22 protein-coding genes are annotated in these 23,700 nt (G+C 74.0%); 10 read left to right on the top strand and 12 right to left on the bottom strand.

The window, feature by feature from the left end; translation table 11 throughout:
• Positions 1-46: 46 nt before the first annotated feature.
• From ACGFNF_RS15565 to lanKC, 3 genes are all read right to left on the bottom strand, one after another.
• On the bottom strand, positions 47-166 hold the full coding sequence (locus tag ACGFNF_RS15565) for a SapB/AmfS family lanthipeptide (protein ID WP_089003486.1): 120 nt from the start codon (positions 164-166) through the stop codon (positions 47-49).
• A gap of 71 nt (positions 167-237) precedes the next feature.
• Positions 238-357, bottom strand: coding sequence for a SapB/AmfS family lanthipeptide (locus tag ACGFNF_RS15560; RefSeq protein ID WP_013734295.1), 120 nt, complete (start codon positions 355-357; stop codon positions 238-240).
• A gap of 6 nt (positions 358-363) precedes the next feature.
• Positions 364-2,964, bottom strand: a complete 2,601-nt coding sequence (lanKC, locus tag ACGFNF_RS15555; protein ID WP_393168438.1) for a class III lanthionine synthetase LanKC — start codon at positions 2,962-2,964, stop codon at positions 364-366.
• 245 nt (positions 2,965-3,209) lie between these two features.
• Here lanKC and ACGFNF_RS15550 point away from each other — a divergent pair, with 245 nt between their 5' ends.
• Complete coding sequence (locus ACGFNF_RS15550; protein ID WP_393168436.1) at positions 3,210-4,145, top strand: diacylglycerol kinase; 936 nt, start codon at positions 3,210-3,212, stop codon at positions 4,143-4,145.
• A 150-nt stretch (positions 4,146-4,295) separates the two neighbouring features.
• Here the strand turns inward: ACGFNF_RS15550 and ACGFNF_RS15545 are convergent, their stop codons facing one another.
• Positions 4,296-5,006: a TetR/AcrR family transcriptional regulator gene (locus ACGFNF_RS15545; protein ID WP_358118025.1), complete on the bottom strand. Its 711-nt coding sequence runs from the start codon at positions 5,004-5,006 to the stop codon at positions 4,296-4,298.
• A 60-nt stretch (positions 5,007-5,066) separates the two neighbouring features.
• On the bottom strand, positions 5,067-5,840 hold the full coding sequence (locus ACGFNF_RS15540; protein WP_151456251.1) for an HAD family hydrolase: 774 nt from the start codon (positions 5,838-5,840) through the stop codon (positions 5,067-5,069).
• A gap of 86 nt (positions 5,841-5,926) precedes the next feature.
• On the opposite strand from ACGFNF_RS15540, the gene ACGFNF_RS15535 reads away from it, so the two are divergent.
• A complete protein-coding gene (locus ACGFNF_RS15535; protein WP_393168434.1) occupies positions 5,927-8,722 on the top strand; it encodes a DEAD/DEAH box helicase in 2,796 nt (931 codons plus the stop codon).
• 155 nt (positions 8,723-8,877) lie between these two features.
• Positions 8,878-9,756 carry an MHYT domain-containing protein gene (locus tag ACGFNF_RS15530; protein ID WP_393168432.1) on the top strand — a complete coding sequence of 293 codons (879 nt, stop codon included), beginning with the start codon at positions 8,878-8,880 and terminating at the stop codon, positions 9,754-9,756.
• A gap of 127 nt (positions 9,757-9,883) precedes the next feature.
• Here ACGFNF_RS15530 and ACGFNF_RS15525 read toward each other — a convergent pair whose 3' ends face one another.
• Both ACGFNF_RS15525 and ACGFNF_RS15520 read right to left on the bottom strand, forming a co-directional pair.
• Complete coding sequence (locus tag ACGFNF_RS15525; RefSeq protein WP_393168430.1) at positions 9,884-10,804, bottom strand: 5'-3' exonuclease H3TH domain-containing protein; 921 nt, start codon at positions 10,802-10,804, stop codon at positions 9,884-9,886.
• A gap of 52 nt (positions 10,805-10,856) precedes the next feature.
• Positions 10,857-11,084 (bottom strand): hypothetical protein, encoded by a 228-nt coding sequence (locus tag ACGFNF_RS15520; protein WP_393168428.1) that lies wholly within the window; start codon positions 11,082-11,084, stop codon positions 10,857-10,859.
• Between the two features lie 114 nt (positions 11,085-11,198).
• Between ACGFNF_RS15520 and ACGFNF_RS15515 the strand changes: the two genes are divergently transcribed.
• Positions 11,199-12,275, top strand: a complete 1,077-nt coding sequence (locus ACGFNF_RS15515) for a DUF4037 domain-containing protein (protein ID WP_393168426.1) — start codon at positions 11,199-11,201, stop codon at positions 12,273-12,275.
• A gap of 112 nt (positions 12,276-12,387) precedes the next feature.
• Here the strand turns inward: ACGFNF_RS15515 and ACGFNF_RS15510 are convergent, their stop codons facing one another.
• The 3 genes from ACGFNF_RS15510 to ACGFNF_RS15500 form a co-directional block, all read right to left on the bottom strand.
• A complete protein-coding gene (locus ACGFNF_RS15510; RefSeq protein WP_393168424.1) occupies positions 12,388-13,335 on the bottom strand; it encodes an alpha/beta fold hydrolase in 948 nt (315 codons plus the stop codon).
• The gene (locus tag ACGFNF_RS15505; RefSeq protein ID WP_393168422.1) at positions 13,278-13,847 is read right to left on the bottom strand and encodes a TetR/AcrR family transcriptional regulator; all 570 of its coding nucleotides are present in this window, start codon (positions 13,845-13,847) and stop codon (positions 13,278-13,280) included. Before ACGFNF_RS15505 ends, ACGFNF_RS15510 begins: the two co-directional genes overlap by 58 nt.
• 129 nt (positions 13,848-13,976) lie before the next feature.
• On the bottom strand, positions 13,977-15,356 hold the full coding sequence (locus ACGFNF_RS15500; RefSeq protein ID WP_393168420.1) for a glycosyl hydrolase family 18 protein: 1,380 nt from the start codon (positions 15,354-15,356) through the stop codon (positions 13,977-13,979).
• Between the two features lie 235 nt (positions 15,357-15,591).
• Here ACGFNF_RS15500 and ACGFNF_RS15495 point away from each other — a divergent pair, with 235 nt between their 5' ends.
• The 3 genes from ACGFNF_RS15495 to ACGFNF_RS15485 all read left to right on the top strand — a co-directional run bounded on the left by ACGFNF_RS15495 (position 15,592) and on the right by ACGFNF_RS15485 (position 18,434).
• Positions 15,592-16,707 carry a M24 family metallopeptidase gene (locus ACGFNF_RS15495; protein WP_393168418.1) on the top strand — a complete coding sequence of 372 codons (1,116 nt, stop codon included), beginning with the start codon at positions 15,592-15,594 and terminating at the stop codon, positions 16,705-16,707.
• Positions 16,704-17,846, top strand: a complete 1,143-nt coding sequence (locus tag ACGFNF_RS15490) for an acyl-CoA dehydrogenase family protein (RefSeq protein ID WP_393168416.1) — start codon at positions 16,704-16,706, stop codon at positions 17,844-17,846. Before ACGFNF_RS15495 ends, ACGFNF_RS15490 begins: the two co-directional genes overlap by 4 nt.
• Positions 17,847-17,927: 81 nt before the next feature.
• Positions 17,928-18,434, top strand: coding sequence for an Lrp/AsnC family transcriptional regulator (locus ACGFNF_RS15485; protein ID WP_151456848.1), 507 nt, complete (start codon positions 17,928-17,930; stop codon positions 18,432-18,434).
• Here ACGFNF_RS15485 and ACGFNF_RS15480 read toward each other — a convergent pair.
• Positions 18,364-18,975, bottom strand: coding sequence for a histidine phosphatase family protein (locus ACGFNF_RS15480; protein ID WP_357579546.1), 612 nt, complete (start codon positions 18,973-18,975; stop codon positions 18,364-18,366). The two genes, ACGFNF_RS15485 and ACGFNF_RS15480, sit on opposite strands and share 71 nt — an antisense overlap.
• A 211-nt stretch (positions 18,976-19,186) precedes the next feature.
• On the opposite strand from ACGFNF_RS15480, the gene ACGFNF_RS15475 reads away from it, so the two are divergent.
• Positions 19,187-19,381 carry a CsbD family protein gene (locus tag ACGFNF_RS15475; RefSeq protein WP_311412730.1) on the top strand — a complete coding sequence of 65 codons (195 nt, stop codon included), beginning with the start codon at positions 19,187-19,189 and terminating at the stop codon, positions 19,379-19,381.
• Between the two features lie 109 nt (positions 19,382-19,490).
• Here the strand turns inward: ACGFNF_RS15475 and ACGFNF_RS15470 are convergent, their stop codons facing one another.
• Entirely contained in the window at positions 19,491-20,897 is a 1,407-nt protein-coding gene (locus tag ACGFNF_RS15470) for a lysine 2,3-aminomutase (RefSeq protein ID WP_357579547.1), read from the bottom strand.
• Positions 20,898-21,051: 154 nt separating this feature from the next.
• On the opposite strand from ACGFNF_RS15470, the gene ACGFNF_RS15465 reads away from it, so the two are divergent.
• Positions 21,052-22,101: a zinc-binding alcohol dehydrogenase gene (locus ACGFNF_RS15465; RefSeq protein WP_393168635.1), complete on the top strand. Its 1,050-nt coding sequence runs from the start codon at positions 21,052-21,054 to the stop codon at positions 22,099-22,101.
• A 5-nt stretch (positions 22,102-22,106) separates the two neighbouring features.
• On the top strand, positions 22,107-23,675 hold the full coding sequence (locus ACGFNF_RS15460; RefSeq protein WP_357579548.1) for an amidohydrolase family protein: 1,569 nt from the start codon (positions 22,107-22,109) through the stop codon (positions 23,673-23,675).
• Positions 23,676-23,700: the final 25 nt, after the last annotated feature.

The following is a 23,700-nucleotide window of genomic DNA, read 5'->3' as shown; positions in this document are numbered from 1 at the left end:
CCTGGGCGGACACGGCGTCCGCCCAGGGCCTCGCGTGATGACCTGGTCAGTTGCAGGTCGTGACGGACAGCGAGCTGTCGCCGCAGAGCAGCAGGCTCGCGCGGCTGCCACCGCCGGTGCGGTCGGCGGGGGCCATCTCCATGCCCTGAAGGTCGAGAAGCGCCATGTCGATCATCTCCTTCTGTGCTGGTCGGTCGGATGGTCCTGCGCTGGATGTCGCCCGTGAGGGCGTCCGGCTCAGTTGCAGGTCGTGACGGACAGCGAGCTGTCGCCGCAGAGCAGCAGGCTCGCCCGGCTGCCACCGCCCGTGCGGTCGGCGGGGGCCATCTCGAGGCCCTGGAGGTCCAGAAGCGCCATGTCGTGTCACCTCCTTCCGTGTTGATCGGATGGGTCGGTCGCCCTCGCCGAAGCGAGGGAGTCGGGAGCGCCCGCCAGGGGCGCGAAGAACGGCAGGCGCACCGGGTCGTCGGGCCGCGCGGCGGCCAGCGCCAGCAGCACGCCGGCGGTGCCGGTGCCGAGGTCCATGGACAGCCGCAGCAGCTGCTCGCCCGGGAAGGCGGTGCCGTCGCGGTAGGGCAGGGCGTGCCAGGCCAGCCGGGCCACCTGGGCGTCGCGTTCGCGGCAGAGCCCCGGATCGTCGGGGTACGCCGCCAGGTAGGCGATGATGCCGGCTCGTCCGGCGAAGAGGCCGGACTGCGCGTAGAACGGTGACCGGGCGGCGCGGCGTACGCCGGCGCTGGCCTCGGCGAACCGCTCGTCGGCGCGGTGCCGCAGGTACTCGTCGAGCACCAGCCCGATGCCGACGCTGCCCTGCCCGAGGTAGGGCATGGTGCGCCAGCCCTCGTTGACCTCCAGCGCGCCGTCGGGGCGTACCACGCAGCGGCGCAGGTCCTGGCGCAGGGCAGTGGCGGCGTGGTCCAGCAGGGCCTCGTCGCCGGTCAGCTCGTGCAGCCGCACCAGCAGCAGCGCCGGCCCGGTGCGGCCGCGCAGCAGCCCGGCGTACGGGTTGCGCCCGCCGCTGATGTCCGGCCCCGGGTCGTCGGCGAGCTGGTCGACCACCCGCTCGGCAACCCGCCAGGCCGCGTCGCGCAGGGCCGTCTCGCCGGTGCGTCCGGCCAGCTCGGCCAGGTTGAGCGCGATGCCGGCGAGGCCGCCCGAGAGGCTGTGGTCCAGGCCGTCCAGCGGCTGGCGCAGGCAGATGTCGAGCACGTCGAGGGCGTCCTGCCGGCGGCCGAGCGCATCGAGGGCGTACGCGACGCCGTGCAGGCCGTCGTAGAAGCCGCACCGGGTGCCGGAGGGGGGTGCCGTGGCGTGGCGCACCAGCCACTTTTCGTGTTCCGGCCACCGTCCGGCGCCGCTGACGTGCAGGGCGTACAGGACGCCGGCGGCACCGTGGGCGAGGTTGAGCCCGCCGCTGCGGAACTGCTCGATGTCGCCGGGGAAGAGCCGGTCGTCCCGGTCGGGTGTCGCGCTGGCGAGGATCGCCCGGGCGAGCCGGTCCCGGTGGGCCGGCCCGACGTCGACGGTGAGGTCGGGTGCCCCTCCGGCGTCCGCCGGGGCGGGGCCGGTGATCTCCCGTACGGCGTCGTCGAGGAGATCCCTCGGCACCGGGAAGTGCGCGGCGATCACGTCGGCGAGGTGCGCGGCCTTGTCCGGCCCGAGCCGGACGAGCTGGGTCAGCGGCAGGAACAGCGCCAGCCGCAGGCAGGCCAGGGCGTACCGGTCGACGGCGGGACCGGTGCGGTCCCGGGGCGCGGCGAAGCCCTGGTTGCGTAGCCCCGGCCGGCGGTGGCCGTCGATCGGCGCGGCGACCTCGAAGTCGACAAGCGCGATCCGGTCGTCCGGGCGGACCATGACGTTGAACAGGTGCAGGTCGCCGTAGACCAGGCCGCGGTCGTGAACCGCCGTGACGACCTCCTCGACCTGCCGGTGCACGTCCAGCGCCCAGCGGGTGTAGTCGGCGCGGTCGGCGTCCGTGGCGTCGGCGTCGATCAGCGGGTACCGGTCGACCAGGACCTTGTTGAGCGGGCGGCCCTCGATGAACTCCAGCGCGAGGAACCGGTGCTCGCCGAGGGCGAACTCGTCGTGCACCCGGGGCACCTGCGGCAGGTCGGCCAGCCGGCGCAGCGCGTCGGCCTCCCGGGCCAGGCGGGCGACCGCGTCGTTGCCGTCGGCGTCGAGACCGGCGTGCGGCCGGGCCTCCTTCAGCACCAGTTGGGTGTCGGTCCGCACGTCCCGGCCGACGTAGAGGCCGCCGCCGTTGGAGAAGTGGATGACCTTCTCGATCCGGTACGGCACCTCGTCGGTGCTGGTGGCGTTGCGGGCGGCCAGGTGCGGGCCGAGGAAGTCGGGCAGCGTCACCCAGGACGGCACGTGGAACACCGGGTCGCGGCGGTCGGGCACCAGCGTGCCCGTGTCGTCCTCGATCGCCGGGACCACCTGGCCGTCGGGGGAGTGGCAGTACCGCGCGGCGAAGCCGCCGTAGCGTACGTGCACCGGGCCGGCGCCGTGGCGCAGGTCGCTGAGGATGTACGGGCCGGGCTCGCCGGCGAGCAGCTCGTCGAGCTCCTTGCAGACCAGCTCCAGCTCCGCGTCGTCGCGGGGGTACACGGTGACGAACTTGCCGCTGGCCGCCCGGGAGGCGTACTTGGAGTTGCGCAGCAGCAGGGTGCGCGGGCCGCGGAGGAACTTGAAGGACAGTCCGCGCGGGACGCAGTAGTCCCAGACGGCGTCCAGCACCCGCTCGGCGTTGTCCAGCGTCGCCGACACGTGGATCTTCCAGCCCTGCTGGGGCAGCGCGCCGCCCTCGGGGGCGTAGATCAGCCAGTCGTCGAGCGGCTCGGAGCGCCAGCCGTCGGGGACGGGCCGCTTCGCCGCCGCGAAGGTGGGCTGCTCGACCGCGCTGCCGAGGGAGTCGTAGAAGAGCCGGTCGGCGGCGCAGTAGCTGTCGTAGCGCTCGTCCACCGTGACCACTCCCTCCGCTGTTCGGCCGGTGCTGTTGCCGTTCGACCGATGTCTTCGTCCTGCTGACGGATCTGAGTCTGTCCGTTCGGGCCATGGCGGTTCCAGTGCGTTCAGTCATGACGACGAATGCGTGCCGCACGGGTCGGCCGTGACAAAAGTCAGTTGCGCCCGAGGTGCGCGGTGCCCCGCTGGCGGGTCGCCGACCGCACGGTGGGCGGTGCCCCCGCCCGTCCCGGGGCGGTACGGTGCTCGCCGTGACCGCAGACGATCACCCCTCCGTCGCCGGCGTCGGGCCCGTCGCCGTGCTGGCCAACCCGACCGCTGGCCGGGGCCGGCACCGAGGGCTGCTGCCGCAGGTCCTGCACCGGCTCGCGGCTGCCGGCCGGCCGGTACGCCCGCTGCGCGCGCGTACCGCCGACGAGGCCGAGGCGGCCTGCCGGGCGGCGGTGCGCGACGGGGCGTCGGCCCTGGTCGCGGTCGGCGGCGACGGGACCGTGCACCGCGCGGTGCAGGCGGTCGCCGGGACGGGGGTCCCGTTCGGCCCGGTGCCCGCCGGGACCGGTAACGACTTCGCCGCCGACACCGGCTTCCCGGCCGACCCGCTCGCCGCCGTCGACGTGATCGCGGCGGCGCTGCGCGACGGCCGCACCCGCCTGGTGGACCTGGCCCGGATGACGGGGGCCGACGGTGCGGACCGGTGGTACGGGGCCGTGCTCGCGGCCGGCTTCGACGCGATCGTCAACGAGCGCGCCAACCGGATGCGCTGGCCGAGCGGCCCGCGCCGCTACGACCTGGCGATTCTGGTGGAACTGGCCCGGCTGCGCCCGCGCCGCTACACCCTGCGCCTCGACGGGGTGCCGCACGAGGTGGACGCCGTGCTGGTGGCGGTGGGCAACTGCGCCAGCTACGGCGGCGGCATGCGGATCTGCCCGGACGCGGACCCGACCGACGGCCTGCTCGACGTGGTGGTGGGCGGCCGGTTCCACCGGCGCACCCTGATGCGGGTCAAGCCGCGCATCTACCGGGGCACCCACGTGACCCACCCGCTGGTGCGCAGCTACCGCGCCCGTACGGTCGAGCTGAGCGCCGAGGGCATCACCACGTACGCCGACGGCGAGCGCGCCCTGGCCCTCCCTCTGACCGTCACGGCCGCCCCCGCCGCCCTCCACCTCCTCCGCTGAGCCCTCCCTCCCACCCGCCCTCCCCTCCCTCCTCCCTCCTTCCCTTCCGGCGCCGATCATGCAGTCGTGGTGCCCCGCACAAGCCGCGTATGCTCGCAAAGCCGGCACCAGAAGTGCATGATCGACCAGTCGAGGGCGTCGAGGGCGTGGTCACGGGGTTGTGCGGGTGATGCGGTCTAGCCATTCGGCCAGCAGGGTTCGTTCGGCGGGGGTGAAATCCGTGGTGAGGGTGTCGAGGGCGGCGCGCAGCGCCACCGCGTGCCGGACCGGACGGTCGGCCCGGGAGGTCGCTCGGGCGGCGGGGGAGTCGGTGACCAGGGCGGCGAGCACCGCCTCCCGGGTCCGGGTCGACAGGGCCGGGTCGCGCCCTGGCGGCTGCGTCCGGATCAGGGTGAGGGTGACCCCGCACGCGGTGGCGTGCAGCATCTCGGTCGCCTGGTCGACGCTCGTGCGCAGTCGACCCGCCTCGGCCACCCGGTGCACGAGCTGGCGCAGGATGTCGGCCGCGACCCGGGCCGCGGTCGGGGTCTCGCCGGGGCGCGGGTCGCCGTACATGAGGGCGTGGAAGGCCGGGTTGGCCACGCCGAAGCCGACGTGCAGGTCCCAGCCCCGGCGCAGGTCGTCGACCGGGTCGTCGGCGAGGTCCCCAGCCGCCTGGGCGTGCAGGTACGCGGCGAACCCGTAGCTGGCCGCCGCGTCCAGCAGGCCGCGCATGTCGCCGAACTGCCGGTAGATGGTGGGCGCCTGCACCCCCGCCGCCCGGCTGACCGCGCGGGTGGAGACGGCCTCCCGGCCGCCCTCGGCGAGCAGCGCGGCGGCGGCCCGGACGATCCGGTCCCGGGGCGACGTCTCGGTGATCATGGCAGCGACGATAACGCCTTCGCGTTAGCGCCAGGTGTTAACGGCGCTGTCGGCATGCCGTTAGCGCTGTTGCTCGACGCCGGCCAGGTCCAGCACGGCGCCCAGCCCGTTGGCCCGACCCGCCTCGGCGGCCGGCAGCACCAGCACCGCACACCCGGCCGCGACCGCCCCCGCGTCGGCCGGGGTGTCGCCCACCATCAGCGTCCGCTCCGGATCGACGCCGAGCATCCCGCAGGCGCGCAGGAAGATCCCCGGGTCCGGCTTGCAGCGTCCCACCTCGTACGAGAGGACGAACGCGTCGACCAGCCCGGCCAGCCCCCAGGCCTCGAAGTGCGGCCGGATGTCGAAGCCGATGTTGCTGACGACGGCCACCCGGACGCCCCCGGCCCGCAGCGCGTCCAGCGTCGCCGCGGTGTCCGGGTAGGGCACCCAGCCCTCGGGCACCAGCACCCGCTCGTAGAGCGCCTCCGCGAAGCCCTCGATGCCCGCGTCCACGGTCTCGGCCAGCCCCGTGTAGGCGCCGCGGTGGGCGTACGGGTAGAGGTCCCGGTCGGCCCAGAGCTCGGCCAGCCGGGGCGGCACCCGGGTGGGCAGCGGCCCGCCCGCCCGGCCGGCGGTCAGCAGCCGGTCGGCCAGCGCGGTGGCCCGCATCCGCTCCAGGGTCACCCCGCAGGCGGCGGCGGCCGCGAGCACCCAGTCCCGGGGCTCCTCCACCTGGGCCAGGGTGCCGTGGAAGTCGAGCAGGACCGCCTCCACCGGCCGGCGGGACGGACCCGGGCGGACGGCGTCGTCGGCGCCGCGCGAGGCGTGGGGCGGTTCGGCATGATCCGGCACGTCGTGCACCCTACCGACCGCCTCCGACCCCGCTGCCGGTCGGCCTTGTCCGGTGGCTGTCGGCGGCACGCATTAATCTTGGAGGCATGTCGAGCCCCGCCGAGCGGTACGCAGCGGCGCGCCGCCGGGCCGCGCAGGCCTCACAGTTCCCGGCACTTGACGAGTTCGCCCTCGGTCTGGGGTTCGACCTCGACGACTTTCAGCGGGAGGCGTGCCAGGCGCTGGAACGGGGCAGCGGCGTCCTGGTCTGCGCCCCGACCGGCGCCGGCAAGACGGTGGTCGGCGAGTTCGCCGTACACCTGGCCCTGCGCGGCACGCCGGCGCCCCCGGCCGGCGACGGGGCCGCCCCGCCCCGCCGGCGCAAGTGCTTCTACACCACCCCGATCAAGGCGCTGTCGAACCAGAAGTACCACGACCTGGTCGACCGCTACGGCGCCGAGCAGGTCGGGCTGCTCACCGGCGACAACGCCATCAACGGCGACGCCCCGGTGGTGGTGATGACCACCGAGGTGCTGCGCAACATGCTCTACGCCGGCTCGGCCACCCTCGACGGCCTGGCCTACGTGGTGATGGACGAGGTGCACTACCTCGCCGACCGGTTCCGTGGCGGGGTGTGGGAAGAGGTGATCATCCACCTGCCCGCCTCGGTCACCCTGGTCTCCCTGTCGGCCACCGTGTCCAACGCCGAGGAGTTCGCCGACTGGCTGGTCACCGTGCGCGGCGAGACGGCCGTGGTGGTCAGCGAGCACCGCCCGGTGCCGCTGTGGCAGCACATGCTGGTCGGCAAGCGGATGTTCGACCTGTTCCACGACGCCGACGCCGCCCGCAAGCACGACGTGCACCCCGAACTGCTGCGCTACACCCGCGACACCATGCGCCGCCTCGAGCTCGGCGAGGGGCGCAGCGCCGGTCCCGGCGGCGGCCGGCGCGGGCCCCGCTGGCGCGGCCCGATGCGCCCCGACATCGTCGACCGGCTCGACCGGGAGGGGCTGCTGCCGGCGATCCTGTTCATCTTCAGCCGCGCCGGCTGCGCCGCCGCCGTGCAGCAGTGCCTCGCCGCGGGCCTGCGGCTCACCTCCCCCGAGGAGCGGGCCGAGATCCGCCGTGTCGTCGAGTCGCGGGTCACCGCCATCCCCGGCGAGGACCTGACCGTCCTCGGCTACTGGGAGTGGCTCGACGGCCTCGAACGCGGCCTGGCCGCCCACCACGCCGGCATGCTGCCGGTGTTCAAGGAGGTCGTCGAGGAGCTCTTCGTCCGGGGCCTGGTCAAGGCGGTCTTCGCCACCGAGACGCTCGCCCTGGGCATCAACATGCCGGCCCGCTGCGTCGTGCTGGAACGCCTGGTGAAATACAACGGCGAGGCGCACGTCGACCTGACGCCGGGGGAGTACACCCAGCTCACGGGCCGCGCCGGCCGGCGCGGCATCGACGTCGAGGGGCACGCCGTCGTCGTCTGGTCCCCGGAGACCGATCCCCGGCACGTGGCCGGTCTGGCCTCCACCCGCACCTACCCGCTGCGGTCCAGCTTCCGGCCGTCGTACAACATGGCGGTCAACCTGGTCGGCACGGTCGGCGCCGAGCCGGCCCGCGCGCTGCTGGAGTCCTCGTTCGCCCAGTTCCAGGCGGACCGCTCGGTGGTCGGCCTGGCCCGGCAGGTGCAGCGCAACACCGAGACCATCGAGGCGTACGGCGCGGAGGCGGCCTGCCACCACGGCGACTTCGACGAGTACTTCGCGCTGCGGGTGGCGATCGGCGAGCGGGAGCGGGCCATCGCCCGGCAGGGGCAGAGCCAGCGCAAGGCCGCCGCGGTGGCCTCGCTGGAGCGGCTGCGGATCGGCGACGTGATCCGGGTGCCGTCGGGCCGGCGGGCCGGCCTGGCCGTCGTGCTCGACCCGGCCACCGGCGGCTTCGGCGAGCCCCGGCCGCTGGTGCTGACCCAGGACCGCTGGGCGGGCCGGGTCAGCCCGGGGGACTTCACCACCCCGGCCGAGGTGCTGGCGCGGATCCGGGTGCCGAAGCACTTCAACCACCGGTCCCCGGCGGCCCGGCGCGATCTGGCCGCCGAGGTCAGCGGCACCGGGCTGGACCGGCACGGCGGCCGCCGCGGCGGCCGGTCCCGGCAGGCCGTCGGCGAGGACCACCGGCTCAGCCAGCTCCGCACCGAGCTGCGCCGGCATCCCTGCCACGCCTGCCCCGACCGCGAGGAGCACGCCCGCTGGGCGGAGCGGCGCCGCCGCCTGGAGAACGACACCGAGGAGCTGCGGCAGCGGGTGGCCGGCCGGACCGGCTCGCTGGCCCGCACGTTCGACCGGATCGTGGCGCTGCTCACCGCCCGGGGCTACCTGGCGCCCGACGGCGCGGTGACCGACGCCGGCCGGATGCTCGGCCGGATCTGGACCGAGGCGGACCTGCTGGTCGCCGAGTGCCTGCGGCGCGGGGTGTGGGACGGGCTCTCCCCGGCCGAACTGGCGGCGGCGGTCTCCGTGGTGGTCTTCGAGGCGCGCCGCGACGTCGACGAGCGGGCGTCGCTGCCGCGCGGCCCCGTGGCCGAGGCGGTCGACGAGACGCTCAAGCTGTGGAGCGAGATCGAGGCCGACGAGGCGGCCCGGGGCCTCACCGTCACCCGGGAGCCCGACCTCGGCTTCGCCTGGCCGGTCTACCGCTGGGCGCGGGGCGAGGCGCTCGCGAAGGTCCTCGGCAGCGGCCACGAGATCGACGGCGAGATGCCGGCCGGCGACTTCGTCCGCTGGGCGCGGCAGGTGGTCGACCTGCTCGGCCAGCTCGCCGACTCCGGCGGCGCCCCGGCGGAGCTCAGGTCCACCGCCCGGCAGGCGATCGGCGCCGTGAACCGGGGTGTGCTGGCCTACCACGCCCCCGCCTGACCGTCACCAGATATCGAAATCGACGCATCGCTTAGTCACCGCGACGGCACCCCCCGAATTGTCCGGGGGGTGCCGTCGTGCCTGGTCACGGCATCCCTGATCATTGCTGCGGCGCGGGATCGCGCGTCGGTGGAACGATCTGGGAGAAGGCCGCCGTGGCGGAGATCAATCACTTCGAGTACGGGTGGATCACCCCCGCGCTCAGCTACGCGCTGTCGGTGCTGGGCTCGGCCCTGGGGCTGATCTGCGCGGGCCGGATCCGCACGGCGGGCAGCGCGGGCCAGCGTGCCTGGTGGGGAACCCTGGCGGCCTGGGCCATCGGTGGCACCGCCATCTGGACCATGCACTTCATGGCGATGCTCGGCTTCGCCGTCGAGGGCACCCGGATCCGGTATGACGTGCCCATCACCGTGGCCAGCGCGATGATCGCGGTGATCGCGGTCGGCATCGGCCTGGCCATCGTGGGCACCGGGCGGTTCTCCGCCGTGCGGCTGCTCGCCGGGGGCCTGTTCACGGGCGCGGGGGTCGCCGCGATGCACTACACCGGCATGGCGGCCATGCGGCTCAACGGCCGGATCGACTACGACACCACCCGGGTCGTGCTGTCGGTCGTGATCGCGGTGGTCGCGGCCACGGTGGCGCTCTGGCTCGCGATGACCGTCCGCCGGGGGCTGGCGATCGTCGGCTCGGCGCTGCTGATGGGCGTCGCCGTCAACGGCATGCACTTCACCGGGATGAGCGCCATGTCGGTGCATCCGCACTCCGGGCAGGGCGAGGTGGTGGGCGCGGGCGTCAGCACCCTGCTCGTGCCGATCATCCTCGCCGTGGTGTTCGGCGTGGTCGGGCTGGTCTACGCGCTGCTCGCCGCCCCCACCGCCGAGGACCGGGCCGCCGCCGCGTACTTCGACACCCTGCGGGGCCCGGAGCCGGCCGAGGCGTCGCCGCCGCCGGACCCGGTGGGGCTGCGGGCCCGGTCGACGCTCGGCCGGCCGGGCACCCCGTTCCCGTCCCGCCGGGACAACCCGCCGCGCTGACCCGCCCAGCGGACCGACACCGCCGCCGGGAAGATCTCCCTGCGGACCTGCGGACCTGCGGACCTGCGGACCTGCGGTCCCGTCCGGCCCGGCGCAGGCCCGCTGTCGGGCCGTGCGCGCGACCGGGTCAGGACCGCTGCGCGAGGGCGTCGACCAGACGGCGTGCCGAGCCCGCGAGGTTCCACTCGCCGGCCAGCTCCAGCAGCCGGTCGGGGTCGGCCGGTGCGGTCGGCAGCTCGGTGGCCAGCTCGGGCAGCGGCACGTCGAGGGCGACCCGGACCACCTGCGGCGCGACGGCCAGGTAGTCCCGCGCGGCGGCGAGCTTGGTGCGCAGCCCGGGGGCGAAGCCGGAGTTGGGCTCGTCCAGGGCGGCCAGGATGCCCGCGATGTCGCCGTAGCGCTCGACGAGCCGGGCGGCCGTCTTCTCGCCCACGCCCGCCACTCCGGGCAGCCCGTCGCTGGGGTCGCCCCGCAGGGCGGCGAAGTCGGCGTAGCGGTCGGCCGGCACCCCGTAGCGGGCGCGTACCGCGGCGTCGTCGCAGTCGTCCAGCTTGGCCACGCCCCGCCCGACGTAGAGCAGCCGCACGGGGCGTGCGTCGTCGACGAGCTGGAACAGGTCCCGGTCGCCGGAGACCACCTCGACCGGCGCCGGCTGGGTCACCGAGAGGGTGCCGAGCACGTCGTCGGCCTCGTAGCCGGTCGCGCCGACGTGGGCGATCCCGACGGCGTCGAGCACCTCCAGGATCAGCGGGACCTGCGGGCTGAGCGTGTCGGGCACCACCTCGCCGCCCTCGGGGGCCACCCGGTGCGCCTTGTAGGACGGCAGCAGCGCCACCCGCCAGTCGGGCCGCCAGTCGTGGTCCATCGCGCAGACCATCCGGTCGGGCCGGCGGGTGCGGATCAGGCTCGCCAGCATGTCGAGGAAGCCGCGCACCGCGTTGACGGGGCTGCCGTCGGCGGCCCGGGCCGCCGACTCGGGAATGCCGAAGTAGGCCCGGAAGTAGAGACTGGGCGCGTCGATGAGCAGGATCGGGGGTCGCTGTGCCACGCCCGACAGCCTGGCACACCCCACCGACGATCAGGGGGCGCGGCGCGGCGGGTCAGGGACGTTCGTGGTCGCGGTACACCGTCTCGCGGCGGGCCACGTACTGCAGGCCGTAGCTGGCGAGCAGCAGCACGATCGCGACCGCCACCTCGAGCCAGGCCGCCGTGCCGTCGGCGACGGTCAGCCCGACGACCAGCAGCACCAGGCCCACCACCGCGAGGACGCCCGCCCAGAGCAGCCGGCGGCGTCGGGTCGCGGCGCGCTCGGGGTCCGTCGCTGCCACGGCGGTCGCTCCTTCCCGTCGGCGACCCGTCCGCGCCCAGCCTATCGGCGCGTACGGCCGGCGGCGGCGGAACCGGGCTGCGGGAGCGCCGTCCCCGGGCGCAGACTTGCCGGTGTGACGTTCGTTGCGGGCCTGACGCTCGGCCGCCGGTTCCACGACGAGGTGCTCGCCCCGATCCTGCGTCGACGCTTCCCCGACCTGCGGTACGCGGCCGGGCTGCTCGACGGCGGCTCGGAGCTGCTGGGCCTGGACACCCCGCGCTCCACCGACCACGACTGGGGGCCGCGCGCGCAGCTCTTCGTCGGCGCGTCCGACGCGGCGCGGATCCCGCACCTGCGCGCGGCGCTCGACGCCGACCTGCCGGCGGAGTTCCTCGGCTGGCCCACCCGCTTCACCGGGGAGGGCCGCCTGGGGGTCGCCGACCGGGCGGGCAGCCGCCACGGCGTCACGATCGACGAGCCGGGCGGCTGGTGGCGCGAGCGGCTGGGCTTCGACCCCGCTGCCGGCGTCACCACGGCGGACTGGCTGGCCACGCCGACGCAGCGGCTGGCCGAGGTGACCGGCGGCGAGGTGTTCCACGACGGCCTCGACGGCGCGCTGACCGGGGCCCGGGCGGCGCTGGCGTGGTACCCGGACGACGTGTGGCGGCACGTGCTCGCCGCCGCGTGGACCCGCGTCGCCCAGGCCGAACACCTGCCCGGTCGCTGCGCCGAGACCGGCGACGACCTCGGCAGCCGGGTGGTCACCGCCGGGCTGGCCCGGGACCTGATGCGGCTCGGCCTGCTGCTGCACCGCCGCTGGCCCCCGTACGACAAGTGGCTGGGCACGTTGTTCGCCCGGCTGCCCGACGCGGCGCCCCTGGTCGTGGCCCTGGCCGACGCGCTCGGCCCCGGCGACTGGCGCAGGCGGGAGGACGGGCTGGTCCGGGCGCTGGAGGCCCTCGCCGCCCGGACCGACGACACCGGGCTGGCGGCCCCGGTGCGCGCCCGGTCCCGGCCCTTCCACCGGCGGCCGTTCCTGGTTCTGGACGCCGGTCGGATCGCCGGCGCGCTGCGGGCCGCCATCACCGATCCGGTGCTGCGCGGGCGTGCGCCCCTCGGCGCGGTCGACCAGTACGTCGACAGCGTCGACGTGCTGACCCACGCGCACCGGGTCCGCCGGATCGCCGCCGCGCTGGACACGCCGGACTGAGGTGGCTCCGCCCGTGGCGGGGGTCGCCGGTGGCGGCATCCACTGCCACATCGATCCACTTCCGACCAGCGGCGACAACCTTTTGGCGAGCACAGGGCGGAACGCCCCGCGATCAGTGTTCCGCGAGCAACGCCCTGAGCGCGCCGGCGAACTGGGCGGGGCGTTCGACGGGCCCGAGATGGCCGCCGGGGAACTCGGTCAGGGGAAGTCCGAGCCCGGTGGCGAGGGCCGCGGCGGCCCGGTAGGGAAGCTGGCCCCGGGAGTCGATGCCGGCGATGGGGACCAGACGCGAACTCACCGCGCGGAGCGCGCCCAGGTCGACCTCACGGGTGGTGAACGGGATCAGGATGTGCTCCAGGAACAGCGGTTGGAAGTCGCCGAGCACAGAGAACAACTCCAGTAGTTCCGGGGTGGGCGGTTCGGGGAGTGCCTCGGCGTAGCCGTCGAGCCAGTCGCCGAGGTGGCGCAGGTCCGGGGAGTTCGTGCTGGGCTCAGGGGCCGTCATGGTCTCCGCCATGAGCCGACCCGCTTCGGCCATCCCGTCGGTACGCGCGGCGGCGCGGACCGCTTCGAGCGCGCTTCGGTGGCGTCTGGCGTCCGGCAGCAGGCCGAGCAGCGGGGGCTCGTGGACGACCGCGAGGCGGAGCCGGTCGGGGTGGCGGGCCAGCAGCTCAAGGGTGGTGATGGCGCTGGCGCTGAAGGCGAACACGGTCGGCGGCTCGTCGAAGAGCCTGTCGATCAGGCCGAGGGTGTCCTCGGCGTAGGTTTTCGGGTGCTGGTCGCCGTGCTCGGTGCCCGGGGGTGCCGACACCAGGCGGCTGGACATGGCGACGACGCGGTAGTGGTCGGCCAGGTGCGCGGCGAGCCCGTCGAGGACGCCGGCGTGGCCGGCGCCGCCGGGCAGGAGCAGCAGCGGGGGGCCGTCACCGCAGTCGCGGTAGTCGATGGGAGCGCCGTCGAGGGTGAGCGTTGCGGTGCGGATGGCTTTCTCCTGTCGGGTTTCTAGATCTTCGACCAGTTGGCCAGGGTGTGGTGGAGCGTGTCGACCGCCCGCCGCCATGAGGCGTCGACACTGTGGTTGGCGGTGAAGCCGCCGGTGGCCTCCAGGTCGCTGAAGCCGTGCAGGGTGCTGCGCAGCAGCCGGACCGCATCGGTGGCGTCGGGTTCCGAGAGGTCGTAGCCGCGCAGCAGCGCGTAGCAGACCTCGACGATGCGAGCCACCCCCGCCGATGCGGCGAGCCCTTCGGACGGCACCGGGTACCGGGTGGCCGCATAGCGGCCCGGACGCCCGGTCGCCAGGGCCCGGTAGGTGTCGGCGAAGGCGACCAGGGCGTCTCGACGGGAGCGTCCCGCCACGGCCGAGCCCAGCGCGTCGGCCCATTCGTTGAGCGCGAGCAGCGCCACCCGCTCCCGTAGGTGGGCGAGGCCCCGGATGTGGGTGTAGAGGCTGGCGTCGCGGACGCCGGAGCGCTTCGCGAGCGCCGCCAGCGTCAGATTCTCGAAGCCGATCTCGTCGGCGAGGTCCGCGGCGGCGGACACCAGGGTGTCCGGAGTGATCCTCGTACGCGGCACAGGGTTTCCTAATCTTCCTAGGGAATACCCTAATGTACACAGGAACGGGTCAGGCGCGGCCGTTCCCCAGGGCCGGAAAACCGACGCGTGGGCCCCGCCCCGCCGAGGCGGTGACGGGGCCCGTGCCGGTCAGGCGGGCAGCCGCCAGACCTGGTTGGCGCCGCCGAAGCAGTCCCAGATCTGCAGCCGGGTGCCGTCGGCGGAGCTGTTGCCGGTGGCGTCGAGGCACCTGTTGGACGCCGGGTTGCGCAGCGTGCCGTTGGACTGGGCCTGCCAGACCTGCGCGCCGGTGCCGTTGCAGTCCCACAGCTGCACCTTGGCGCCGTTGGCGGTGGAGGCGCTGGTCACGTCGGCGCACTTGCCGAGGGCGCGCAGGGTGCCGTCGGTGCCCACCGTCCAGCTCTGGGCGTTGGTGCCGTTGCACGCGTAGAGCTGCACGGCGGTGCCGTTGGCGGTGTTCGCGGCGGCCACGTCGACGCACTTGCCGCCGATGCCGGTGATCGGGCCGGTGCGCCCGACGGGCGGCGGGGTGGTGCCGCCGGTGGCGGTGTCGTAGATGGCGCTGACCAGGGAGGTGGCGCCGGTGGTGTCCTGGCTCAGCTCCCAGTTCATCATGCCGCCGGCGTTGGCCATGGCCCACTGGGTCTTGCGCTTGACCGTCGGGATGCCGTTGTAGCACTGCTGGGTGCCGTTGACCGTGGTGCAGTCGCGGTTGGCGTTGGCCGGGTCCATGGCGACCAGCGCGGCGTACGTGTGGTAGCCGGGTCGGCTGTAGAACGGCACGCCGAGCACCGCCTTGCGGGCGGGCAGGCCCCGGGACTTCCAGTAGTTGACGGCGTTGATCGACCAGTCGTAGTTGGCGTGCGGGCTGCCGCCGTCGTACGCCATGATGTTGAGCCAGTCCACGTGGCCGAACACGGCCGGCTGCACGCCCTCGGCGTACCAGCCCTCGGAGACGACGGCGGCGGTGAGCAGCTTGCCCCGGCTGTGCAGGGCCCCGGCGAGCTGCTGCATCAGCGCCGTGTAGTTGGTGGCCGAGGCGCCCGGGTCCGGGTACTCCCAGTCCATGTCGACGCCGTCGAGGTTGTACTGGTTGACGAAGTTGACGACGTTGTTGACGAACGTCGTGCGGCTGCCGGCGTTGGCGGCGAGCGCCTCGAAGGCGGAGTCGTCGCCGTTGTTCCAGCCGCCGATCGCGATCGACACCTTGACGTTGCTGGCGTGGCCGCGGGACACCAACTGGGAGAGCTTGGCGGGGTTCTCCACCGGGCGGAGGCTGCCGTCGCCGTTGGGCAGCACGAACGCGTAGTTGACGTGGGTCAGCTTGGCGTACTGCACCGCGTTGACGTCGCCGGTCCAGGACGGCAGGTAGCCGACGCTGCGGAAGCCGTTGGGCAGCACGGCGGCCTGCGCGGGGGCGGGGGCCAGGGTGAGGGTGGTGGCGGCGGTGGCCAGGGTGAGCAGGCCGGCGGCGAGGGCCGACCTGAGGCGGGAGAGCGATGAGGGCATCGGGGGCCTTCCCGTGGGCGGGTCGTGGCGGCCGTGCCGCCCGCGTCGGCGGCGGGCGCCGGGTGCGGGCGTACGGGTGGGGGCGTACGGGTGGGGGACGGGGTGGACATCCTCGAGGCAGCCAAATCCTAAGGATTGTTAACTGTCACGTCAACGATGATGTTCAATGGATGCGGGCGCCGTCCGACCTCGGGTGGGCTGGGGTCCGGCCCCGAACGACCGTTAAGCTGAGCGCGTGGGATCCGACGAGCTGTATCCGCCACGGCGGCTGGACGATGCCCGGCGCGCCACCGCCGCCGCGGGCCTGGACGCGCTACTGCTGACCCCCGGCTCCGACCTGCGCTACCTGACCGGCTACGACGCCCACGAGGGGGAGCGGCTCACCTGCCTGGTGCTGCCCGCGCAGGGCGAGCCGACGCTGATCGTGCCCACCCTGGAACGGCCGGCCGCCGAGGCGTCCCCCGCGCCGGCCACCGGCGTACGCATCGTCGACCACGCCGACGGCACCGACCCGTACCCGCTGCTCGTCGCCGCCCTCGGCGGACCGGTGGCGACGGTCGGCCTGGCCGACCGGATGTGGGCCGAGCAGGTCCTGGCCCTGCGCGCGGCGCTGCCCGGCGCCACCCAGCGGCTTGCCTCCGAGGTGTTGCGCGAGATGCGCCTGCGCAAGTCCCCGGCCGAGGTCGCGGCGCTGGCCGAGGCGGGCGCGGCGATCGACGCCGTGCACGCGCGGATGGGGGAGTGGCTGCGGCCGGGGCGCACCGAGGCGGAGGTGGGCGCCGACATCGCCGCGGCGATCCGGGCCGCCGGCCACGTGAGCGTGGACTTCGTGATCGTCGCCGCCGGCCCGAACGGTGCCAGCCCGCACCATGGCACCTCCGACCGCCCGATCGGCGCCGGCGAGCCGGTCGTCGTGGACATCGGCGGGACGATGCCGTCGGGCTACCGCTCCGACTGCACCCGCACCTACGTCGCGGGTGCCCCGGCGCCTGCCGAGTTCGTCGACTACTACGCGGTGCTGCACGCCGCCCAGCGGGCCGCGGTGGCCGCGGTCCGCCCCGGGATCACCGCCGAGGACGTCGACGCGGCGGCCCGGGAGCCGATCGCGGCCGCCGGGTTCGGCGCGGAGTTCCTGCACCGCACCGGCCACGGCATCGGCCTGGACGGCCACGAGGAGCCCTACGTGGTGGCCGGCAACGCCCGCACTCTGGAGCCGGGGATGGCGTTCTCCGTCGAACCGGGCATCTATCTGGCGGGCCGCCACGGCGCCCGCATCGAGGACATCGTCGTCTGCGCCACGGACGGCGTGCAACGGCTCAACACCACCCCCACGGAGCTCATCGCGCTATGACTGTCGACCGGATCCTCCCCACCGACGAGGCCCACGACCTGCTCGACCTCGCCACCGAACTCGCCGACCGGGAGCTCACGCCGCGGGCCGCCGGGTTCGAGGAGCGCGCGGAGTTCCCCCGCGAGGTGCTGCGCACCCTCGGGCGGGCCGGCCTGCTCGGCCTGCCCTACGCCGAGGAGCACGGCGGCGGCGCCCAGCCCTACGAGGTCTACCTCCAGGTGCTGGAGATCCTGGCCAGCCGCTGGCTGGCGGTCGCCGAGGCGGTCAGCGTGCACACGCTGTCCTGCTACCCCCTGGCACAGTTCGGGACGAACGAGCAGCGCAAGCTGCTGCCCGACATGATCGGCGGGGAGCTGCTCGGGGCGTACTGCCTGTCGGAGCCGCAGGGCGGGTCGGACGCCGCCGCGCTGACCACGAAGGCCGTGCGCGACGGCGACGACTACGTGGTCGACGGCACCAAGGCGTGGATCACGCACGCGCAGGTGGCGGACTTCTACAACATCTTCTGCCGCACCGGCGGGCCCGGCCCGAAGGGCATCTCCTGTCTGCTGGCCGACCGCGCCACGCCCGGCATCGCGCCGCAGGCGGCCGAGCGCACGATGGGGCTGCGCGCCTCCCCGGTGGCTCAGATCGCCTTCGACTCTGCCCGGGTGCCGGCGGAGCGGCTGATCGGCGGGGAGGGGGCGGGCTTCACCATCGCCATGTCCGCCCTCGACTCGGGACGCCTCGGCATCGCCGCCTGCGCGGTCGGGCTGGCCCAGGCGGCGCTGGACTACGCGGTCGGCTACGCCCGGGAGCGCCAGCAGTTCGGCAAGGCGATCATCGACTTCCAGGGGCTGGGCTTCACGCTCGCCGACCTGGCCACCCAGATCTCCGCGGCCCGGGCGCTGATGCTGGCCGCGGCCCGGCTGCGCGACGCCGGCCGGCCGTACTCGATCGAGGCGGCGAAGGCGAAGCTCTTCGCCACCGACGTGGCGATGCGGGTGACCACCGACGCGGTGCAGGTGCTCGGCGGGGCCGGCTACGTGGCCGACCACCCGGTGGAGCGCTACATGCGCGAGGCCAAGGTGCTCCAGATCGTCGAGGGCACCAATCAGATCCAGCGGCTGGTCATCTCCCGGGCGCTGGCGAAGGGCTGACGGACGTCGCCCGCCGGCGCGGCGTCGCGCCGGCGGGCCGCCTCGTCGCCGCGACGCGGTTTTCCCGGTAGGTTGCACGCCGTGGAGGAGATCGACCGCGCCATCATCGCCGCGCTGACCGCTGACGGTCGGCTGTCGTACACCGATCTGGCGGAGCGGGTGGGCCTGTCGGTCTCCGCCGTGCACCAGCGGGTGCGCCGCCTGGAGCAGCGCGGAGTGATCAAGGGGTACGCCGCCCGGGTCTCCTTCGAGGCCCTGGACCTGCCGCTTACCGCGTTCGTGGCGATCCGGCCCTTCGACCCGTCGCAGCCGGACGACGCGCCGGAGCGGCTGGCCCACCTGCCCGAGATCGACTCGTGCTACTCGGTGGCGGGGGAGGACTTCTATCTCCTGCTGGTGCGGGTGGCCAGCCCGGCCGACCTGGAGCGGCTGCTCCAGGAGATCCGGACGGCGGCGAACGTGACCACCCGTACGACGGTGGTGCTGTCGACGCCGTACGAGAACCGGTCGCCGAAGATCAGTGCCGAGCCCCAGCTTCGGGTGCGCTCGCGGGGGTCGGGGGAACCGGCTGGTTCCAGCGCAGGATGACCCGCCGGCCGTGCTCGTGGCCGAGCACGCTGACCGTGGCGGTGTCCAGGCGCAGCAGCCCGCCGGCCGACGGGGGCAGGCCGACCCAGCGGGCGCCGAGCACGCGCAGGCTGTGGGCGTGCCCGACGAGGGCGACGGTGCCCCGGTCGAGCAGCGGATGGACCCGGGCGAGCACCCGGTCGAGGCGCTCGCCGACCTGGTTCGGGGACTCCCCGCCGGGGCAGCCGTCGGCCCAGATGGACCAGTTCGGGTGGTCGTCGCGGATGTCGGCGGTGGTGCGCCCCTCGTACTCCCCGTAGTTCCACTCGGCCAGGTCGTCGAGCGTGCCGGTGACCGTGAGGCCGGCGAGGCGCGCGGTGTGCAGCGCCCGGGCGCGGGGGCTGGTCAGGACCGCGGCGCAACGGCGGCCGGCGAGGAAGCGGCCGAGGGCGCGGGCCTGCCGCTCGCCGTCGGGGGTGAGCTGGAGGTCGGTGTACGAGGTGTGCCGGCGGCTGGCGCTCCAGGTGGTCTCACCGTGCCGGATCAGCAGAAGCTCTCCCATCAGCCCAGTCAACCAGACAGCCTCTCCCCACCGTTCACCTAGTGTCCTAGGACGCCCTAGCGGGTGTGGCACCCGCCATGACGACACCACGGGGTTCCGACGGCGCCATGAGGGCACCCGCCATGACGACACCACGGGGTTCCGACGGCGCCATGAGGGCACCCGGCCAGACGAGGGCCGGGGGAGGCCCGGCCTGTGCGGAGCAGGCGACATGGGCTTCACCGGCAAGGCGAAGAACAAGGTCCAACAGGTGGCGGGTGCGGCCAGGAAGCGACTCGGCGGCGCCACGCACAACGAGCGGATGCGCGGCGAGGGGGCCACGCAGCAGAGCGACGCGCGTGCCCGACAGGCCGGCGAGCACCTCACGGACGCCGGCCGGGACGTGAAGGACGCCTTCACCAGGTGACCCGAGCGCGGCGGCGGCCCCCGGCAGAGGCGCCGGGGCCGTCGTGGGCCGGAAAGCGCGTCACCCCCGGGCCGGTGGTCGGCTCCGGGGGTGACGGTGTCGCGGCTGGTCAGTCGTTGCGGTGCTCGGCCCACCACTGCTGCCCGGTCTCGGGCAGGGTGTCGATCGGGTCGTAGTAGGCGTGGCGCTTGTTGAGCGCCTCGGCGTCGGCGGACTCGATGGAGGTGCGGTAGTTCTTCGTCCAGTACGAGATGCCGCGGTCGCGGTCGTACTCGGTCAGCATGTGCACCCAGCGCTTGCCGACGAAGGGGACGTCGCAGACGATGCGCGGGGTGGCGTAACCGGGCAGGTAGCCCATGATGTCGTGCTGGAGCTGCTGGGCGTGCCAGACCGGGACCCGCCAGTGCTCGGCGTTGGGGATCATGTCGCACATGTAGAAGTAGTACGGCAGGATGCCCGCCTCGCCCTGGAGGGCGAAGCAGAGGTCGAGCAGGTCGGGGGCGGTGGCGTTGACGCCGCGCATGAGCACGCCCTGGTTGCGGACGTCGCGTACGCCGACGTCGAGGGCGGTCTGGGCGGCCCTGGCGACCAGCGGGGTGAGCGACTGGGCGTGGTTGACGTGGGTGTGGATGGCGAGGTTGACGCCGCGGCGGGCGGCGGTGCGGGCGACCCGTTCGAGGCCCTCGACGACGTCGGGCTGGAGCCAGTGCTGGGGCAGGCCCATGAGGGCCTTGGTGGCGAGCCGGATGTCGCGGATGGTCTCGATCTCCAGCAGCCGCATCAGGTAGGACTCAAGGTTCTTCCACGGGACGTTGGCCACGTCGCCGCCGGAGACGACGACGTCACGGACGCCGGGGTGGGCCTTGAGGTAGCCGATGTGGGCGTCGTAGCGGTCGACGGGCTTGAGGGTGAGCTTGAGCTTGTCGACGGCGGGGGTGGAGTTGCCGACGAGGTCCATGCGGGTGCAGTGCCCGCAGTACTGGGGGCAGGTGGAGAGCAGCTCGGCGAGGACCTTGGTGGGGTAGCGGTGGGTGAGGCCCTCGGCGACCCACATGTCGTGTTCGTGCAGGGAGTCGCGGCTGGCGTACGGGTGGGAGGGCCAGTCGGTGCGCCGGTCGGAGGCGACGGGGATCATGTAGCGCCGGATGGGGTCGGCGAGGAACGCCTCGGTGGTCATCGGCGCGAACGGGACCATGGTGTTGACCATCTGCGGCGGCACCAGCATGGACATGGTGGCCAGGGCCTTCTGGTCGGCCTCGAGGTCGGCGTAGAAGGTCTCGTCGACCGTGTCGCCGAGGACGGTGCGCAGCTGCTTGATGTTCTTGACGCAGTTGACGCGCTGCCACTGGGCGTTCTCCCACTGGTCGCGGGTGACGTGGCGCCAGCCGGGGAAGCGGGTCCAGTCGGGTTCGACGAGGGGCGCGCGGCGGTACTCGTAGGGCTGTCCGGCGGTGGGGACGGCGACCGGCGCGGGACGGGGCGCAGGTGGGGTCTCTACCGGTTGGGTCTGGGTCACGGCCCCTCCTCGATGTGGTGCGGTTGATCAGCGACCCCGAAGGCTACTGGAAAATATTCGGTGAAGAAATTAGTCTGCCGTAAGTTTTCCCGCTACGCGAGCCCTGGTCGGGGCTTCGAGCGGCGTGACAGGGGAGGTCGGCGTGACGTCACCGGTGGGTCTGCACCGCGTTGTCGAACCGGCGGGGGTGCTGCCGCAGGCCGCGTGGCGGCTGGACGCGAGTCCGGAGATCGCGCCGAACGAGGTGCGGATCCGGGTGGAGCGGTTGAACCTGGACGCGGCGAGCTTCCGGCAGCTGTGGGAGAAGCACGGCGGGGACGGCGACGCGGTCCGCGCCGAGGTGCTTGAGATCGTGTCGACGCGCGGCAAGATGCAGAACCCGGTGACGGGCTCGGGCGGGATGCTGATCGGCACGGTGGAGGAGGCGGGGCGGCGGTCCCCGCTGGGGCTGCGGGCGGGGCAGCGGGTGGCGACCCTGGTGTCGTTGACGCTGACGCCGCTGACGATCCTCGACGGGCTGGCCCGCTGGGACGGGCGCAGCGAGCAGGTGCCGTGCGACGGGTACGCGATCCTGTTCGCCCGGTCGATCGCGGCGGTGCTGCCGGCGGATCTCGATCCGCAGCTGTCCCTGGCGGTGCTGGACGTGTGCGGGGCGCCGGCGCTGACGGCGCGGGTGGTGTCGCGGTACGTGGCGGAGCGGGAGCGGGCGGAGGATCCGACGCCGGTGCGGGTGGCGGTGATCGGTGGCGCGGGCAAGAGCGGGTCGCTGTCTCTCGCCGCGGCGCGGCGGGCGGGTGCCGCCCGTACGGTCGGGGTGGTGCCGGTCGTGGCGGAGCGGGACGCGCTGGCGGCGGTGGGTCTGGCGGACGTGGTGGCGTTGGCCGACGCCCGGGATCCGGTGGCGTTGTCGTCGGCGGTGACGACGGCGTTGGGGGCGCCGGCGGACGTGACGGTGGTGTGCGTGGACGTGCCGGGGTGTGAGCACGGTGCGGTGCTGGCGACGGAGGACGGCGGCACGGTGGTGTTCTTCTCGATGGCGACGAGTTTCGCGGCGGCGGCGTTGGGGGCGGAGGGCCTGGCGGCGGACGTGACGATGCTGGTCGGGAACGGGTATGTGCCGGGGCACGCCGAGTTCGCGTTGGGTCTGTTGCGCGCGGAGTCGGGGGTGCGGGCATTGTTCGAGGCGCGTCTGGCGGCAGACTGATGGTCATGACGAACCCCTCGACTCTGTACCGCGGCGGGACGCTGCACTGCCCGGCCGATCCGAGCGCGACGGCTCTGCTGGTCACCGATGGCCGGATCTCCTGGTTGGGGGTGGACGCGGACGCGCCGGTGGCCGAGCGGGTGGTGGATCTGGACGGGGCGTTGGTGACGCCGGCGTTCGTGGACGCGCACGTGCACGCCACGGACACGGGGTTGGCGTTGTCGGGGCTGGATCTGTCGGCGGTGCGTTCGGCGGCGGAGTTGCTGGACGCGGTGGCGGGGTTCGCGGCGGGGTTGCCGTCGGACGCGGTGGTGCTGGGGCATGGCTGGGACGAGTCGGGTTGGCCGGTGCCGCGGTTGCCGGACGCGGCGATGTTGGATCGGGCGGCCGGGGGGCGGCGGGTCTATCTGTCGCAGGCGTCGATTCATTCGGCGTTGGTGTCGGCGGCGTTGCTGGCGGCGTGTCCGCAGGTGGTGTCGGCGGCGGGGTACGACGCGTCGGGGTGGTTGCGGCGGGATGCGCACCACGTGGTGCGGGCGGCGGCGTTCGCGTCGGTGACTCGGGCGCAGCGGGTGGCGGCGCAGCGGGCGGCGTTGGCGCACGCGGCGTCGCTGGGTATCGCGGCGGTGCACGAGTGCGGTGGCCCGGAGATCTCCGACGAGGAGGACTTCACGGGTCTGTTGGCGTTGTCGGGTGACGGTGTGGCGGAGGTGTACGGGTACTGGGGTGAGCTGATGGGGGCGGCGCGGGCCCGGGAGTTGGGTGCGGTGGGGGCGGGGGGTGACCTGTTCGCCGACGGGGCGTTGGGTTCGCGTACGGCGCACGTGTCGCGTGACTACCTGGATGGTGAGGGGGGTTGCGGGCACGGTTACCTGAGTGCGGAGCAGGTGCGTGAGCATCTGTTGGACTGTGCGGCGCACGGTGTGCAGGGTGGCTTCCACGCGATCGGTGACGCGGCGATCTCGACGGTGTTGGAGGGTTTCGCGGGGGCGGCGGAGAAGCTGGGCACGGACCGGGTGCGGGCGGGTCGGCACCGCATCGAGCACGCGGAGATCATGAACAAGCGGTTGATCGCCGGGTTCGTGGAGTACGGGATCGTGGCGAGCATGCAGCCTGCGTTCGACCGGTTGTGGGGTGGCGCGGGTCGGATGTACGAGTCGCGGCTGGGCCTGGACCGGTCGTTGGAGTCGAATCCGATGGGTGCGATGCACGGCGTCGGGGTGGCGTTGGCGTTCGGGTCGGATTCGCCGGTGACGCCGCTGGACCCGTGGGGTTCGGTGCGGGCGGCGGTGTGGCACCACAGTCCGACGCAGCGGATGAGTGTGCGGTCGGCGTTCGCGGCGCACACCCGGGGCGGGTGGCGTGCGGTGCGGCTGGACAACGAGGGTGTGCTGGCGTTGGGGGCACCGGCGACGTTCGCGGTGTGGTCGACGCCGGCGGGGGTGGACCGGGGGTTGCCGGTGTTGTTGGCCGCGGACCCGGAGGCGCGTGGTCCGCAGGACCCGACGCCGCTGCCGGTGTGTCGGCGCACGGTGTTGCGCGGTGACGTGATCTACGAGGAAGGGTCTTCGTGAGCGAGCGAACCATCGGTACGGCGTG

It is taken from the genome of Micromonospora sp. NPDC048868, assembly GCF_043198195.1.
Lineage (GTDB): Bacteria > Actinomycetota > Actinomycetes > Mycobacteriales > Micromonosporaceae > Micromonospora > Micromonospora reichwaldensis.
This window is presented reverse-complemented; position numbering and strand designations above follow the sequence as displayed.

Bases quoted from the DNA above. Each gene is read 5' to 3' on its own strand.
- ACGFNF_RS15535 (WP_393168434.1), top strand. From the start codon at position 5,927: ATGTCGAGCCCCGCCGAGCGGTACGCAGCGGCGCGCCGCCGGGCCGCG.
- ACGFNF_RS15545 (WP_358118025.1), bottom strand. From the start codon at position 5,006: ATGATCACCGAGACGTCGCCCCGGGACCGGATCGTCCGGGCCGCCGCC.
- ACGFNF_RS15475 (WP_311412730.1), top strand. From the start codon at position 19,187: ATGGGCTTCACCGGCAAGGCGAAGAACAAGGTCCAACAGGTGGCGGGT.
- ACGFNF_RS15560 (WP_013734295.1), bottom strand. From the start codon at position 357: ATGGCGCTTCTGGACCTCCAGGGCCTCGAGATGGCCCCCGCCGACCGC.
- ACGFNF_RS15490 (WP_393168416.1), top strand. From the start codon at position 16,704: ATGACTGTCGACCGGATCCTCCCCACCGACGAGGCCCACGACCTGCTC.
- ACGFNF_RS15510 (WP_393168424.1), bottom strand. From the start codon at position 13,335: ATGGCGGCGGGCGGTCGACACGCTCCACCACACCCTGGCCAACTGGTC.
- ACGFNF_RS15565 (WP_089003486.1), bottom strand. From the start codon at position 166: ATGGCGCTTCTCGACCTTCAGGGCATGGAGATGGCCCCCGCCGACCGC.
- ACGFNF_RS15500 (WP_393168420.1), bottom strand. From the start codon at position 15,356: ATGCCCTCATCGCTCTCCCGCCTCAGGTCGGCCCTCGCCGCCGGCCTG.
- ACGFNF_RS15480 (WP_357579546.1), bottom strand. From the start codon at position 18,975: ATGGGAGAGCTTCTGCTGATCCGGCACGGTGAGACCACCTGGAGCGCC.
- ACGFNF_RS15460 (WP_357579548.1), top strand. From the start codon at position 22,107: ATGACGAACCCCTCGACTCTGTACCGCGGCGGGACGCTGCACTGCCCG.